The sequence below is a fragment of the Citrobacter sp. XT1-2-2 genome, from assembly GCF_023516235.1.
GTDB lineage: Bacteria > Pseudomonadota > Gammaproteobacteria > Enterobacterales > Enterobacteriaceae > Citrobacter > Citrobacter werkmanii.
The window spans coordinates 4,490,916-4,505,165 of the sequence record NZ_CP097324.1; the positions used below are offsets into that span (position 1 = coordinate 4,490,916).

Annotated in this window: 15 protein-coding genes; 4 read left to right on the plus strand and 11 right to left on the minus strand. The window is 52.4% G+C overall.

Annotated elements, in window-relative coordinates; translation table 11 throughout:
* Nucleotides 1-7 precede the first annotated feature (7 nt).
* From ulaD to ulaA, 4 genes are read right to left on the minus strand one after another with little or no spacing between them, the layout of a single operon-like run.
* The gene (gene ulaD / locus M4I31_RS21345) at nt 8-658 is read right to left on the minus strand and encodes a 3-keto-L-gulonate-6-phosphate decarboxylase UlaD (RefSeq protein WP_085048466.1); all 651 of its coding nucleotides are present in this window, start codon (nt 656-658) and stop codon (nt 8-10) included.
* A gap of 12 nt (nt 659-670) precedes the next feature.
* Entirely contained in the window at nt 671-1,138 is a 468-nt protein-coding gene (ulaC, locus tag M4I31_RS21350) for a PTS ascorbate transporter subunit IIA (protein WP_038636563.1), read from the minus strand.
* Nucleotides 1,139-1,149: 11 nt separating this feature from the next.
* The gene (gene ulaB / locus M4I31_RS21355) at nt 1,150-1,455 is read right to left on the minus strand and encodes a PTS ascorbate transporter subunit IIB (protein ID WP_001577590.1); all 306 of its coding nucleotides are present in this window, start codon (nt 1,453-1,455) and stop codon (nt 1,150-1,152) included.
* Between the two features lie 15 nt (nt 1,456-1,470).
* On the minus strand, nt 1,471-2,868 hold the full coding sequence (gene ulaA, locus M4I31_RS21360) for a PTS ascorbate transporter subunit IIC (protein WP_038636554.1): 1,398 nt from the start codon (nt 2,866-2,868) through the stop codon (nt 1,471-1,473).
* A 366-nt stretch (nt 2,869-3,234) separates the two neighbouring features.
* Here ulaA and ulaG point away from each other — a divergent pair, with 366 nt between their 5' ends.
* Together ulaG and ulaR are read left to right on the plus strand one after the other, a co-directional pair.
* Nucleotides 3,235-4,299 (plus strand): L-ascorbate 6-phosphate lactonase, encoded by a 1,065-nt coding sequence (gene ulaG, locus M4I31_RS21365; RefSeq protein WP_038636551.1) that lies wholly within the window; start codon nt 3,235-3,237, stop codon nt 4,297-4,299.
* 108 nt (nt 4,300-4,407) lie between these two features.
* Nucleotides 4,408-5,163 (plus strand): HTH-type transcriptional regulator UlaR, encoded by a 756-nt coding sequence (gene ulaR, locus M4I31_RS21370; RefSeq protein WP_006686325.1) that lies wholly within the window; start codon nt 4,408-4,410, stop codon nt 5,161-5,163.
* Here the strand turns inward: ulaR and yjfP are convergent.
* Nucleotides 5,160-5,909 carry an esterase gene (yjfP, locus tag M4I31_RS21375; RefSeq protein ID WP_085048467.1) on the minus strand — a complete coding sequence of 250 codons (750 nt, stop codon included), beginning with the start codon at nt 5,907-5,909 and terminating at the stop codon, nt 5,160-5,162. The two genes, ulaR and yjfP, sit on opposite strands and share 4 nt — an antisense overlap.
* Nucleotides 5,910-6,090: 181 nt before the next feature.
* On the opposite strand from yjfP, the gene bsmA reads away from it, so the two are divergent.
* Both bsmA and yjfN read left to right on the plus strand, forming a co-directional pair.
* Entirely contained in the window at nt 6,091-6,420 is a 330-nt protein-coding gene (gene bsmA / locus M4I31_RS21380; RefSeq protein WP_038636544.1) for a biofilm peroxide resistance protein BsmA, read from the plus strand.
* 147 nt (nt 6,421-6,567) lie between these two features.
* Complete coding sequence (yjfN, locus tag M4I31_RS21385; RefSeq protein ID WP_077223936.1) at nt 6,568-6,843, plus strand: DUF1471 family protease activator YjfN; 276 nt, start codon at nt 6,568-6,570, stop codon at nt 6,841-6,843.
* Nucleotides 6,844-6,930: 87 nt separating this feature from the next.
* Here yjfN and M4I31_RS21390 read toward each other — a convergent pair whose 3' ends face one another.
* The 6 genes from M4I31_RS21390 to M4I31_RS21415 form a co-directional block, all read right to left on the minus strand.
* On the minus strand, nt 6,931-8,553 hold the full coding sequence (locus M4I31_RS21390; protein WP_085048468.1) for an isovaleryl-CoA dehydrogenase: 1,623 nt from the start codon (nt 8,551-8,553) through the stop codon (nt 6,931-6,933).
* Nucleotides 8,554-8,673: 120 nt separating this feature from the next.
* A complete protein-coding gene (gene rlmB, locus M4I31_RS21395) occupies nt 8,674-9,405 on the minus strand; it encodes a 23S rRNA (guanosine(2251)-2'-O)-methyltransferase RlmB (protein WP_038636534.1) in 732 nt (243 codons plus the stop codon).
* Nucleotides 9,406-9,477: 72 nt separating this feature from the next.
* Nucleotides 9,478-11,940, minus strand: a complete 2,463-nt coding sequence (gene rnr / locus M4I31_RS21400; RefSeq protein ID WP_085048469.1) for a ribonuclease R — start codon at nt 11,938-11,940, stop codon at nt 9,478-9,480.
* Nucleotides 11,941-11,978: 38 nt separating this feature from the next.
* Nucleotides 11,979-12,404: a nitric oxide-sensing transcriptional repressor NsrR gene (gene nsrR / locus M4I31_RS21405; protein ID WP_038636528.1), complete on the minus strand. Its 426-nt coding sequence runs from the start codon at nt 12,402-12,404 to the stop codon at nt 11,979-11,981.
* A 216-nt stretch (nt 12,405-12,620) separates the two neighbouring features.
* Nucleotides 12,621-13,919, minus strand: a complete 1,299-nt coding sequence (gene purA / locus M4I31_RS21410; protein WP_003025606.1) for an adenylosuccinate synthase — start codon at nt 13,917-13,919, stop codon at nt 12,621-12,623.
* Between the two features lie 102 nt (nt 13,920-14,021).
* Nucleotides 14,022-14,219: a DUF2065 domain-containing protein gene (locus tag M4I31_RS21415; protein WP_085048470.1), complete on the minus strand. Its 198-nt coding sequence runs from the start codon at nt 14,217-14,219 to the stop codon at nt 14,022-14,024.
* Nucleotides 14,220-14,250 lie beyond the last annotated feature (31 nt).

Genomic DNA, 14,250 nt, shown 5'->3' on the forward strand with positions numbered 1-14,250 from the left:
TCGCTCCTTAGCCCCACAACTGGGCGATGGAACGTTTGAACTGACGCGCCGCCTCAACCGGAGAAGCGGCATCACGAATGCTGCGGCCAGCGATAAAGACGTGAATCGGAATCCCCTGGAACAGCGGCAGATCCTCCAGCGCCAGACCGCCGGTGACGGTGACTTTAAAGCTCATATCAGACAGGCGTTTGATGGCACTGATATCCGCCTCTCCCCACGCCACACCTGCGGCCTGCGCATCACGACTGCGATGATAGACAACCTGCCCGATACCCGCGTCACGCCACTCCTGAGCCTGTTCCCAGGTCCAGTAACCGGTCAGTTCAATCTGTACGTCGCCGTTAAATTCTTTCGCCACCTCGAGCGCACCTTTGGTGGTATTGATATCCGCACAGCAGATAACAGTGACCCAATCAGCGTTGGCCTCGAAACACATGCGAGAGAGAATTTTACCCGCATCGGCGATTTTGGCGTCCGCCAGCACAATTTTATGTGGGTAGAGCGCCTTCAGGTCACGTACGGCACGTACGCCCTCAGCAACACAAAGAATGGTGCCCACCTCAATGATATCGACCTCTTCGGCGATCAGACGCGTCGTTTCATACGCAGAAGACATTGATTGGTTATCCAGCGCAACCTGCAACATAGGTAATGACATTTCGGTATCCTTTTAAACAGCCGCCGCAGTGGCGTTATCAATTAAATCCAGCACTTCCTGCGCGGTGCGGCAGGCACGTAGACGGTCGAAATTGGCTTCATCGTCAAACAGATTCACGATCTGCATGATGCCCACTTCCTGATGCGTGTTGGCGTCGACCGCCGCCATCGTGATCAGAATATCCACCGGATCGTTATCTTCGTGGTTAAACACCAACGGTGTTTTCAGCGTCACCAGCGCAAAGCCGGTCTTCTTAACGCCTTCTTCCGGGCGTCCGTGCGGCATCGCCAGTCCTGGCGCAATCACAAAGTACGGACCAAACTGTTCAACCCCATCAAGAATGGCCTGGTAGTAGCGCGGTTCAACCACGTCGGCCTTAACCAGCAGATCGACGCCCAGCTTTACCGCTTCCTGCCAGGTGTTGGCCTCAGCCTGTAGAAGGATGGCGTTATTGTCTGCCAGCGAATCACGTAATTTCATATGCCGTATCCTTACTTCACGTCCTGTGGGAAATGCGCTTTGATCACTTCCAGCAGTTTTGGTCCAAAATCGGCGGGCGACAGCATGTTGCGTACGCCAACAACATATTTATTGCCAGTTACGGTAATTTCACCGGCAATATGGGTAGAGGCGATGATGATATCCGCGCCGTTCAGTTCACTTTTGTACTCACCCACTGCGCAGCTGTTCACTGTATGGTCAATATTTGACTGGGTTAAAAACTGGTCCACTTTCATCTTCATGATCATGGAACTGCCCTGCCCATTGCCACACACAGCCAGAATACGTACGGTCATAATCGGAACTCCTTATTAAGCAGAGTGTTCTGCCAGTTGTTTTTCTGCGTCTTCCTCAGCGCGCAACGTGCGTCCTGCGAAAAACATATAAGCCAGTGCAATCAGAATAATGACGGCCATAAACGCGATGCCGATGGAGGCAAAGCCCTGCATCATCGGCGGCGCCAGAATTGACCAGTCCGCCATCCCCATCCACGCGCTCATACCGGTGAGTTTCACCGCCCAGACGCAGCCAAAGATTTCAATCATCCCCATCACCAGACAAATCTTGAGCGCCGCGCGCCAGCCGCCAAAGTGGTTCGCGAACACGCCAATGGTGGCGTTGGAGAAAAACATTGGGATAAAACCAGGAATAATCAGGATGGAAGAGCCGCAGCCCACGAGGATGCCGACCGCAATCAGTTGGCCGATGGTGCCCCACATGAAGCCCCACACAACGGCATTCGGCGCAAAGCTATAGATGGCGGCACAGTCAATCGCCAATACCGCGCCCGGGATCAGACGCTGGGAGATACCGTTGAACGCTTCTGAAAGTTCGGCGACGAACATACGTACGCCCTGGGTGATGATGAAGATCGCGACGGCAAACGAAAAACCAGTCTGCAGGATGTACACCGTCCAGTGCGTTTTCCCCGCCATCGCCTGAACCACATCAATGCCGAAAGAAAGCAGGATCGCCCCGAAGAAAATGGTCATGACAATCGCGGTCGAAACGATGTTGTCATGGAAGATATTCAGCCAGCCAGGCAGTTTCAGATCTTCTACGCTCTCCTCTTTTTTACCCAGATAAGGCGCGACCTTGTAGGCAATCCATGAAGCGAACTGCTGCTGGTGGCCGATGGAAAAACCGCAGCCGTCGGTCACTTCCTGCGTCGGCTTGTACATCATATTGGAGGTAATCCCCCAGTAGAGCGACACTAGCACCGCCGTGCAGATAATGGTGGTCCACATGGAATAGCCGAAGATATAGAAAGAGACCGCAATTAAGCCCGCCTGCTGGAACATGATGTGCCCGGTGAGCATGATGGTGCGAATGCCGGTAATACGTCGCAGCAAGACGTAACAAATGTTCAGCGCCAGCGCCAACAGCACGGCATAACCTACCCAGCTATAAGCGTCTCCCATACGTTCAATGGTTGCCATCATGGAGGCATACGTATCGGAAATCGCACCATTGATACCGTAAACCTCGGACATCTTCGCCACCACCGGTTTAAACGTGCTGGTCAGAATGCCCGATCCCGCCTGCAGCAGCATAAAACCGATAATCGTTTTGATCGTGCCTTTGATAATGACGCTGACGCTTTTGCGCAACAGGATGTAGCCGAGGCAGGTCACAATACCCAACAGCAACGGCGCGTTGGTCATGACCTGATTAAAAAAGACGGTAAAGATGTTGTAGAGGATCTCCATAACGATCTCCAGTAGACAAAGTTGCTGAACATTCATTACAGATGTTCAGGATGTTGTGCCCCCACTCTAATTTTCAAAAGTAATCACAACAAGATTGAATTTGATTAAATGTGATGGAGTACGCAAATAAATCTCTTACCCGAGCCAGGGTTTTATGGAACATTCATAGAGCAAAAAATAAAACTCATAAAAACAATAAAATACAAAAATAGATTGCTACAAAGCATCCCGTTACGTTGTGAGTAATAGACGCTTTACGACGGAATCAGAAAAATCCACGCATTGCCTTCTTGATAAATTGATGTCAGTATCAATCAAAATAAATCATAATTTGATTCAACTTGAACCAACATGAAGGTAAATGCGATGAGTAAAGTAAAAAGCATCACGCGCGAATCATGGATTCTGAGCACATTCCCGGAGTGGGGAAGCTGGCTGAATGAAGAGATCGAACAGGAACAGGTCGCACCTGGCACCTTTGCTATGTGGTGGCTTGGCTGTACCGGAATTTGGCTAAAGTCGGAAGGCGGGACTAACGTCTGCGTCGATTTCTGGTGCGGAACAGGTAAGCAAAGTCACGGTAATCCGCTGATGAAAACCGGTCACCAGATGCAACGCATGGCGGGCGTGAAGAAACTGCAGCCAAACCTGCGTACTACGCCGTTTGTACTTGATCCGTTTGCGATTCGCCAGATCGATGCGGTGCTGGCTACGCACGATCATAACGATCACATCGACGTTAATGTCGCGGCTGCGGTCATGCAGAACTGCGCGGACGACGTGCCGTTTATTGGGCCACAAACCTGTGTGGATCTGTGGGTCGGCTGGGGCGTGCCGAAAGATCGCTGCATCGTGGTAAAACCCGGCGATGTGGTTAAAGTGAAAGATATTGAAATTCATGCGCTTGATGCTTTTGATCGTACCGCGTTGATTACTCTTCCCGCCGATCAGAAAGCGGCGGGCGTGCTGCCGGACGGTATGGACGCGCGCGCCGTTAACTATCTGTTCAAAACACCGGGCGGCACGCTGTATCACAGCGGCGACTCACACTACTCCAACTATTATGCAAAACACGGCAATGAGCATCAGATCGACGTCGCGCTCGGATCCTATGGCGAAAACCCGCGTGGCATTACCGACAAGATGACCAGCTCCGACATGCTGCGTATGGCCGAAGCGTTGAATACAAAAGTCGTCATCCCCTTCCATCATGACATCTGGTCAAATTTCCAGGCCGATCCTCAGGAAATTCGCGTGCTGTGGGAGATGAAAAAAGATCGGCTGAAGTATGGCTTTAAGCCATTCATCTGGCAGGTAGGTGGCAAATTCACCTGGCCGCTGGATAAAGATAACTTTGAATATCACTATCCACGCGGCTTTGATGACTGTTTCACGATTGAACCGGATCTACCGTTTAAATCCTTCTTGTGATTCACACCAAATGCCGGGCATAACCCGGCATTTTTTCCCCATTTACTTTAGTATTTCCAGGCTATTTCAAATATCATCTTTTCAAATCAATTTGTATCGGAATAGCTCATGACTGAAGCACAAAGACATCAAATATTGCTGGATATGCTGGCGCAGTTGGGCTTTGTTACCGTTGAGAACGTAATTGAGCGCCTGGGGATTTCCCCCGCTACAGCCCGCCGGGATATCAACAAACTCGACGAAAGCGGCAAACTCAAGAAAGTTCGTAACGGCGCAGAAGCCATCACGCAGCAGCGCCCGCGCTGGACGCCAATGAATCTGCATCAGGCGCAGAACCACGATGAAAAGGTTCGCATTGCCAAAGCGGCCTCTCAACTGGTGAATGCCGGTGAAAGCGTGGTGATCAACTGCGGATCGACCGCCTTCCTGCTCGGACGTGAAATGTGCGGCAAGCCAGTGCAGATCATCACTAATTATCTGCCGCTGGCGAACTATTTGATCGACCAGGAGCATGAGAGCGTGATCATCATGGGAGGACAATACAACAAAAGCCAATCTATCACGCTTAGCCCACAAGGTAGTGAAAATAGCCTGTATGCCGGGCACTGGATGTTCACCAGCGGCAAAGGGTTGACCGCAGATGGACTGTATAAAACCGATATGCTGACCGCGATGGCGGAGCAGAAGATGCTTAACGTGGTGGGCAAACTGGTGGTGTTGGTCGATAGCAGTAAGGTCGGTGAACGCGCGGGGATGCTGTTCAGCCGCGCCGATCAAATCGATATGCTGATCACCGGCAAAAATGCGGACCCTGAGATCCTGCAACAGCTCGAAGCTCAGGGTGTAAGCATTATGCGCGTTTAAAGGTGCTGGCGGAAAAACGTCACCGTCGCAGCCAGCGCTTCTGGCGTAATGCGGTGGCGTACGCCTGCTTCCCACAGACAGGTCAGGTTATTGTCCAGACCAGCCTGAATCAGCGCCTGCTGTAAGCGAAAAGTTTCAATAGCCGGTACCACATCATCTTCCTGCCCATGCCATAGTAGCAACGGTCTGTCGGCCAGGCGTGGCAACTGGTGCGTCACTTCCCATTCGGCCAGCGGCGCGATGAGGGCATCAAACGCAGCCTGCTGTTCTGGCGTCTGGACCAATAAAGGCGGAAAAAGCGTCTGCGCAAGCCGGGTAAAGTAGCCCGAACCCATCAGGCTGGCTACACATTTCACCTCGGGGTGACGAGCCATAATGCCCAGGGCCGTCATTCCCCCCATTGACGCTCCGCCTACGGCAAGCCGTTCATCTGACAGCCAATTTTCTGCCACCAGCGCCGCACGTAACGTCGAAAATTCCTGCATGTTTTGCTGCAATATGTGCCAAAAGCGGTATATCCGCCCCTGTGCGTCACCCTTGAAGCGGGCACCATGGTCTGGCGCATCTGGCATCACTACCCGGAATCCAGCCTGAGCCAGAGCAACGGCAAAATAGCTGTAGACCAGACTGGAAGATGTAAATCCGTGATAGAAAATAATACAGGGGAGTGAACATGCGCGTTTGCCAGCCGGAACGGCGTGCAGGACAGGGATACCCGCCAACTGTCGTGTTTCAATTTCGATCATTTGTCGCCTCTTTCTTTCTGGTATGCCATGCAGCAATACTTAACGCAAGCGAATGTGTTCGACAATGATTCATAATGTTGAGAACTGGGTTACGCTTTCGCAACATTTTCATTCGAAAATCGCGTGAGAGATAACAATTCGGGAACATTCCCCTAAAGGGAAATTAATAAGGCACTACACTATGGCTATCAGGAAACGAGATAGAGTTATGCGTCGGTTTGCCTCTTTGTTGCTGGTTTTATTTTTAAGCGCCTGTAGCGTGCTACAGGGAACGCCGCAACCCGCACCGCCCGTTGCCGACCACCCGCAGGAGATCCGCCGTAACCAGAGTAATGGGTTACAGCGAATAGGGACGGTTAGCGCGCTGGTAAGAGGCTCACCGGATGATGCGCTGGCTGAAATCCGCGACAAAGCCGTCGCGGCAAAAGCTGATTATTATGTGGTCTTATTAGTCGATGAGACCATTGTGACAGGCCAATGGTATTCACAAGCGATTTTGTATCGTAAATAACATTGGTTTGAAATTTAGTCAGCTTTACATTGCTTTGCGCCCCTATGCGTTTACCTGTGCACAATAAACCAACAGCAGGAAGCTTGAGGTTTATTATCGCGATGGAATGCCCTGCCGTGTGTAGGGGTACGAATAATGGAGCTGACGATGAAACAATCACTTGCCTTATCCTCACTGCTGCTTTCTACCGGACTGGTAGGTACTACGGCGCAGTCTGCCGAGTTCGCCAGTGCTGACTGTGTTACCGGCCTGAACGAAATAGGGCTGATATCCGTCAGTAACATTGCAGGAAATCCGCAGGATGTAGAACGTGTCGTTGCATTAAAAGCGGATGAACAAGGTGCTTCATGGTATCGGATCATTCAAATGTATGAAGATCAGCACCCCGATAACTGGCGCGTCCAGGCCATACTCTATGCGTAACAGATTGCCGGATGGGGTAAACTTATCCGGCCTGCTTTAATCCTGCTTTAATGATAAGACGCGCCAGCGTCGCCATCAGGCATATTATTACCGTAATCCTCCCGTTGCCCGTAGCAGCAGATCATTCTGTACCTGTTCAGACAATCGTCGTCCACCACGTGTATCCAACATCATCTGACACCAGGCCTGCGCCACTGGCGGAGAGGCATAGCGCAACATTTGCGCCCCGCAACCGAGCAGGAAAAGCTGCTGCGTAATCTCCCGTCCCAATTCTTCACTTGGTTTACGCAGGTGTTGCTGCAACTGACGAACCATCCGATCGTAATGACGATCCTGCCCTTTGACCTCGGCAAAGGCTTCGCTGAGCATATCGTAGATACCGGGTTGTTTTGCCAGCACCCGCAATACATCAAGGCACATAATATTGCCGGAGCCTTCCCAGATACTGTTTACCGGCATCTCACGGTACAGACGTGGCAGCTCACTCTCCTCGCAGTAGCCAACCCCACCCAATACTTCCATCGCCTCAGCGACAAACGGCATCCCGCTTTTGCAGACAGAATATTTCGCCGCTGGCGTAAACAACCGAGCCCACAGCGCTTCTTTGGCATCAGCGCGGCGGTCCCAGGCCCGTGCCAGCCTAAACAGTAACGCGGTCTGGCCTTCCAGTTGGAGCGCCATTCGGCTTAAGACCTGACGCATCATCGGCTGTTCAATCAATGGCTTGCCAAATACCTGTCGTTGGTGCGCATGATAAATCGCCACGGAAAAGGCACGTCGCATCATGCTATGGCTACCGAGCGCACAGTCAAAACGCGTCATACCACCCATTTTCAGGATATGGCGTATACCTTCTCCTTCTTCGCCCAGCAGCCAGCCAATGGCATCATGGAATTCGACTTCGCAGCTGGCATTGGAGCGGTTGCCTAACTTATCTTTCAGCCTCTCGAGACGGATAGCATTACGTTGACCATCGGGTAAAAATCGCGGTACAAAAAAGCAGGATAATCCCCCCTTTGCCTGCGCCAGCACCAAATGGGCATCGCTTTGTGGCACAGAGAAAAACCACTTATGTCCCACCAACCGATACGAGCCGTCTGCGAGGCGTTCCGCCTGGGTGGTATTGCTCAACACATCTGAGCCCCCCTGTTTCTCGGTCATTCCCATACCGATCAGCAGCCCACGCTTTTGCCCACCAGGCAATAAATGCGAGTCATAACGGTCACTTAGCAGCGGCGTAAACCAGTCGTGAAATTGTGAAGGTAGCATCTGCAGTAACAGCGGCGTGGCGGCAAAAGTCATGGTTACCGGACACAACGTGCCTGCTTCCACCTGCGCATGCAGCATGAAACGCGCCGCGCGGGCAACAAATGTTCCCTGCCGCGCTTCGTCTTCCCAGGCAAGGTTATGCACGCGGTTGGCGCACAGCCCCTGCATCAGCAAATGCCAGGCAGGATGAAAACGCACATCGTCCAGTCGCTGCCCCTGCGGATCGTAGCGCAAAAGCTCGGGTGGAAAAGCATTAGCCAGGCGACCCAGTTCGAGCGACTCCGCGGTACCTAGCTGCTGGCCAATACTCGCCAACAGATCGCTGTCCCAGCCCGCCCCTTCGCGGATAACCGCTTCGCACAGGGCGCCATCGGACAGGTATAAGTTGCTGTTATTGAGCGGTACAGGTTGGTTAAAAACGGTATGCGTTTGCCAGTGCATTGTGTTTCCCTCCGTCAATGGCCGTGGCCTTAAGTATGGCCAGCCAGACAAGAGAGTGCCTGGGATGAAGGTCACAAAAAAGCCATCCCAGGGGATGGCTTGAGAGAAATTGAGAAGGAATTAGCCGCGCTGACGAACGGCCTCAAACAGGCAGATGCCGGTCGCGACTGAAACGTTTAGCGACGAAACGCTCCCTGCCATCGGGATACTGATCAGTTCGTCACAATGTTCGCGGGTCAGACGACGCATTCCTTCGCCTTCAGCCCCCATGACCAGCGCCATACGTCCGGTCATTTTGCTCTGATAGAGAGTATGGTCGGCTTCGCCAGCGGTGCCCACAATCCAGATATTCTCTTCCTGCAGCATACGCATCGTGCGCGCCAGGTTAGTTACGCGGATCAGCGGTACGCTTTCAGCCGCGCCACAGGCCACTTTTTTCGCCGTCGCATTCAACTGTGCGGAACGATCCTTCGGTACGATAACCGCATGTACACCAGCAGCATCCGCGCTACGCAGGCATGCGCCCAGGTTATGCGGATCGGTGACGCCATCGAGGATCAAAAAGAACGGCTGATCGAGCGCAGCAATCAGATCCGGTAGATCGTTCTCCTGATACTGACGACCCGGCTTCACGCGCGCAATAATCCCCTGATGTACCGCACCCTCGCTTTTCTCATCCAGGAACTGACGGTTAGCCAACTGAATGACAACGCCCTGCGCTTCCAGTGCATGGATCAACGGCAGCAGGCGTTTATCTTCACGGCCTTTGAGAATAAAGACGTCCTGGAAGCGCTCAGGCGCACGTTCCAGCAGAGCCTGCACCGCGTGGATGCCGTAAATCATTTCACTCATGAATGTACTCGTTAATAGTTTGTGCGTAACGCCGGGCAACATAATAGTTGCCCGACTTACAGTTTATGGCTGTTATTGTGCGACGTTCTTTTTCGCCGCACGTTTAGCTTTGGTGGCGGCAGCGATTTTACGCGTTTTTGCCGATGGCTTTTTCGCTTTTTTATCGCCTTTCTTCTCAGCCGTTTTTTTATCCGCCTGAGGTTTGGCTTTGCCTTTCTTCTCGCCACGGAATGCGCTGTCCGGCTCGAAATTCACCTTTTTGCCCATTTGACGACGTTTACCGGTAGTTTTACCTGCATCGCCTTTTTTAGCTTTTTCGCGTGCGGTTTTGCCCTCATTGCGCGGCGCACGTTCGCTGGAGATCAAACTGAAATCGATTTTACGCTCGTCCATGTTGACCGCTTCCACGCGAACTTCCACGCGATCGCCCAGGCGATACATCTGACCGCTTGACTCACCCGTCAGGCGCTGCCCAACCTGGTCAAAGCGATAGTAGTCGTTATCCAGGGAGGAGACATGCACCAGACCGTCGATAAACAGTTCGTCAAGACGGACAAAGAAGCCAAACCCGGTCACGCTGGCAATTACGCCTTTAAAGACGTTACCCACCTGATCCAGCATGAAGTCACACTTCAGCCAGTCAGAGACGTCGCGCGTAGCTTCGTCAGCACGGCGTTCGGCCATCGAACAGTGCTGGCCAAGTTGCAGCATCTCTTCCATTGAATAATGATAGCCACCGGTTTCCGTGGTGTTGCCTTTATGGCCCTGCTCCTGCGCCAGCAAATATTTAATTGCACGGTGCAAAGAGAGATCCGGGTAACGACGAATCGGCGAGGTAAAGTGCGCATAAGATTGCAGCGCCAGACCAAAGTGACCCCGGTTTTCTGGATCGTAAATCGCCTGCTTCATCGAGCGCAGCAGCATAGTTTGCAGCATTTCCGCGTCAGGACGGTCGGCAATCGACTCCAGCAATTCAGCGTAATCGCGCGGCTCGGGTTTATTGCCGCCAGGCAGTTCCAGGCCCAGTTCGGCCAGTACGGAACGGAAGGAGGTAATCGCTTCGGTCGTCGGCTTATCGTGAATACGGAACAATGCTGGCTCTTTGGCTTTCTCAACGAATCGCGCCGCTGAGATGTTTGCCATGATCATGCACTCTTCAATCAGCTTGTGCGCGTCGTTACGTTGCGTCTGTTCGATACGTTCAATACGACGTTCAGCGTTGAAAATAAACTTCGCTTCTTCACTTTCAAACGAGATACCGCCGCGTTCTTCCCGGGCTTTATCCAGCACTTTGTAGAGATTATGCAGCTCTTCAATATGTTTCACTAACGGCGCATACTGCTCGCGCAGTTCCTGATCGCCCTGCAGCATGTGCCAGACTTTGGTGTAGGTCAGACGCGCATGGGAACTCATTACCGCTTCGTAGAATTTAAAGCCGGTTAACCGACCTTTCGACGAAATGGTCATTTCGCACACCATACACAGACGGTCTACCTGCGGGTTCAGCGAACACAATCCGTTAGACAGCACTTCCGGCAGCATCGGGACAACCTGCGACGGGAAGTAGACAGACGTGCCACGGCTGCGCGCTTCCTGATCCAACGGAGTCGGCGGGCGGACGTAATAGCTTACGTCAGCAATCGCCACCCATAAACGCCAGCCGCCGCCGCGTTTCTTCTCGCAGTAAACCGCATCGTCGAAGTCACGCGCATCTTCGCCATCAATAGTGACCAGCGGGAGATCGCGTAGATCGACACGCCCGACTTTCGCCTCTTCCGGCACTTCTTCTTTCAGCCCGGCAACCTGTTTTTCGACTGCCTGCGGCCAGATATACGGGATTTCATGGGTACGCAGGGCCATATCAACAGCCATGCTGGTGCCCATGTTGTCGCCCAATACTTCAACGATTTTACCCACAGCTTTGGTGCGACGGGTTGGACGCTGGGTCAGCTCAACCACGACCACAAAGCCCATACGCGCCCCCATCACCTCTTCCGGCGGAATAAGGATATCGAAACTCAGGCGGCTATCGTCCGGGACGACAAACCCGACCCCAGCGTCGGTAAAGTAGCGGCCAACAATCTGGCTGGTTTTCGGCACCAGTACGCGCACAATACGCGCTTCGCGACGACCTTTACGGTCCGCGCCCAGCGGCTGCGCCAGCACCTGATCGCCATGAATGCAGGTTTTCATCTGCTCGCTGGACAGGTACAGGTCATCTTTGCGGCCTTCAACGCGCAGAAAGCCGTAGCCATCACGGTGGCCAATAACGGTACCTTTCAGCAGGTCGAGACGTTCCGGCAGCGCGTAGCACTGACGACGAGTGAAGACCAGTTGCCCGTCACGCTCCATCGCGCGCAGGCGACGACGCAGCGCTTCTTGCTGTTCTTCACCTTCAATGTTGAGTTCAGCGGCCAACTCATCGCGGTTGGCCGGTTTTTCACGTTTAGTTAAATGTTCGAGGATAAATTCCCGGCTCGGGATAGGGTTCGCGTATTTTTCAGCTTCGCGTTCCTGGAAAGGATCTTGTGACATCTCGGTTCCTCCGTTGTCATCTCTGATGAAGATTTTCGTCACTCCACCAGCAATAATTTATAAAGCGGTTGATTTTCTTCAACCAAATCAGCAAGTGTGTAGTTGTCCAGTTCCGTGAGAAAACTTTGCACTGCTTTAGAAAGCGCCTGTTTGAGCCGACAGGCAGGGGTTATGTGGCAAAACTCGCTGCTACAGTTGACCAGCGATAAGGGTTCCAGCTCGCGAACCACATCACCAATACAAATATCCTTAGCGGGTTTACCCAGGCGGATACCGCCATTTTTTCCTCGAATAGCAGTAACAAAGCCCGCCCGGCTAAGTTGATTGATTATTTTGACCATATGATTACGGGACACGCCGTAGACTTCTGTCACCTCAGAAATACTGGTCATACGTCCTTCGGGAAGTGACGCCATGTAGATTAGCGCACGTAATCCGTAATCGGTGAAACTTGTTAACTGCACATCAACCTCAGGAAAAGGGATAAAACGGATAAACCTGGTGGTATTAATTATATTGATGATAAACCAGCCACCAGCCAGGTCGCTAATTTATTTCAGTTCGGGAAGGAAAAAAGCGAGGAACTTACGTGATTTTAAGCCGGATTCTAATGCAAAACGCATCATCCGGCCTAAGATAGTGCAAGCGCAGCGCCATTCGACGCTACGCCATAACCAGAATTATGCGTCGAACGGGTCGCGCAGGATCATGGTTTCAGTACGGTCTGGGCCAGTTGAGATAATATCAATCGGCACACCGGTCAGTTCTTCAATACGCTTGATGTAGTTCAGCGCCGCCTGCGGCAGACCACTACGTTCCTTCACGCCAAAGGTGGATTCAGACCAGCCTGGCATGGTTTCGTAAATCGGCTCGATACCTTTCCAGTCGTCAGCCGCCAGCGGGGTAGTCGTAACTTCACGGCCATCCGGCATACGGTAAGCGACACAGATTTTCACCTCTTTCAAACCGTCCAGTACGTCCAGTTTGGTCAGGCAGAAGCCAGACAGGGAGTTAATCTGTACTGCACGACGCACGGCAACGGAGTCCAGCCAACCGGTACGACGACGACGACCAGTGGTTGCGCCATACTCGTTACCTTGTTTGCACAGGAACTCGCCAACGTCATCAAACAGCTCTGTCGGGAACGGGCCCGCGCCAACACGAGTAGAGTAAGCTTTGATGATACCCAGCACGTAATCCACATAACGTGGGCCCAGGCCGGAGCCAGTCGCCACGCCACCCGCGGTGGTGTTGGAGGAGGTGACGTACGGATAAGTACCGTGGTCGATATCCAGCAGCGTACCCTGCGCGCCTTCGAACATGACGAAATCGCCACGCTTACGCGCCTGGTCCAGCAGATCGGAAACATCAACAACCATAGAAGTCAGGATGTCGGCAATCGCCATCACATCATCCAGCACTTTCTGGTAGTCAACCGCTTCGACTTTATAGAAATTCACCAACTGGAAGTTGTGATATTCCATCACTTCTTTCAGTTTTTCAGCGAAGGTTGCTTTATCAAACAGATCGCCAACGCGCAGACCGCGACGAGCCACTTTATCTTCATAAGCCGGGCCGATACCGCGACCGGTAGTACCGATTGCTTTCTCGCCACGCGCTTTCTCACGAGCGTTATCCAACGCAACGTGATAATCAAGGATCAGCGGACAAGCTTCAGACAGCAGCAGGCGCTCGCGAACCGGGATACCACGATCTTCCAGCCCTTTCATTTCTTTCATCAGCGCGGACGGAGACAGTACAACACCGTTACCGATGATGCTGATGACATTCTCGCGAAGAATACCTGATGGAATAAGATGGAGGACGGTTTTTTCACCGTTGATTACGAGAGTATGGCCTGCGTTGTGTCCACCCTGGTAGCGCACAACATATTTAGCCCGTTCAGTCAGAAGATCGACGATCTTCCCTTTACCTTCGTCACCCCATTGGGTGCCCAGTACGACGACGTTGTTACCCATTTTTCAAAATCACCGTTTGCTTAAAAATGGATTCTACCACCGCTTTTTCAGATATACAGCACTTTTTGCATGCTAAAATCCGCAAATTAGGCTACTTATTGATCAGCCAATCGTTTTCCTCAACATGTAGTAGACCACAACGCCCGCAACCACAAGACCTCCACCAAAACGACGCAAAGTATTTTCGGGGAGTTGCGCCATCGCGGAGATCATTTTCTTCCATGCGCCGGGATAAAGCATCGGACCCAGGCCTTCCAGCACCAAAACCAGCGCGAGTGCCAGCCAAATTGTTGAATTCATCCATCGTCCTTATATAAAAAGAAAACCACCG

What these genes read in the sequence shown, in the direction of transcription:
- ulaD (WP_085048466.1), bottom strand. Translation starts at nt 658, where the DNA reads ATGTCATTACCTATGTTGCAGGTTGCGCTGGATAACCAATCAATGTCT.
- ulaC (WP_038636563.1), bottom strand. Translation starts at nt 1,138, where the DNA reads ATGAAATTACGTGATTCGCTGGCAGACAATAACGCCATCCTTCTACAG.
- ulaB (WP_001577590.1), bottom strand. Translation starts at nt 1,455, where the DNA reads ATGACCGTACGTATTCTGGCTGTGTGTGGCAATGGGCAGGGCAGTTCC.
- ulaA (WP_038636554.1), bottom strand. Translation starts at nt 2,868, where the DNA reads ATGGAGATCCTCTACAACATCTTTACCGTCTTTTTTAATCAGGTCATG.
- ulaG (WP_038636551.1), top strand. Translation starts at nt 3,235, where the DNA reads ATGAGTAAAGTAAAAAGCATCACGCGCGAATCATGGATTCTGAGCACA.
- ulaR (WP_006686325.1), top strand. Translation starts at nt 4,408, where the DNA reads ATGACTGAAGCACAAAGACATCAAATATTGCTGGATATGCTGGCGCAG.
- yjfP (WP_085048467.1), bottom strand. Translation starts at nt 5,909, where the DNA reads ATGATCGAAATTGAAACACGACAGTTGGCGGGTATCCCTGTCCTGCAC.
- bsmA (WP_038636544.1), top strand. Translation starts at nt 6,091, where the DNA reads ATGGCTATCAGGAAACGAGATAGAGTTATGCGTCGGTTTGCCTCTTTG.
- yjfN (WP_077223936.1), top strand. Translation starts at nt 6,568, where the DNA reads ATGAAACAATCACTTGCCTTATCCTCACTGCTGCTTTCTACCGGACTG.
- M4I31_RS21390 (WP_085048468.1), bottom strand. Translation starts at nt 8,553, where the DNA reads ATGCACTGGCAAACGCATACCGTTTTTAACCAACCTGTACCGCTCAAT.
- rlmB (WP_038636534.1), bottom strand. Translation starts at nt 9,405, where the DNA reads ATGAGTGAAATGATTTACGGCATCCACGCGGTGCAGGCTCTGCTGGAA.
- rnr (WP_085048469.1), bottom strand. Translation starts at nt 11,940, where the DNA reads ATGTCACAAGATCCTTTCCAGGAACGCGAAGCTGAAAAATACGCGAAC.
- purA (WP_003025606.1), bottom strand. Translation starts at nt 13,919, where the DNA reads ATGGGTAACAACGTCGTCGTACTGGGCACCCAATGGGGTGACGAAGGT.
- M4I31_RS21415 (WP_085048470.1), bottom strand. Translation starts at nt 14,219, where the DNA reads ATGAATTCAACAATTTGGCTGGCACTCGCGCTGGTTTTGGTGCTGGAA.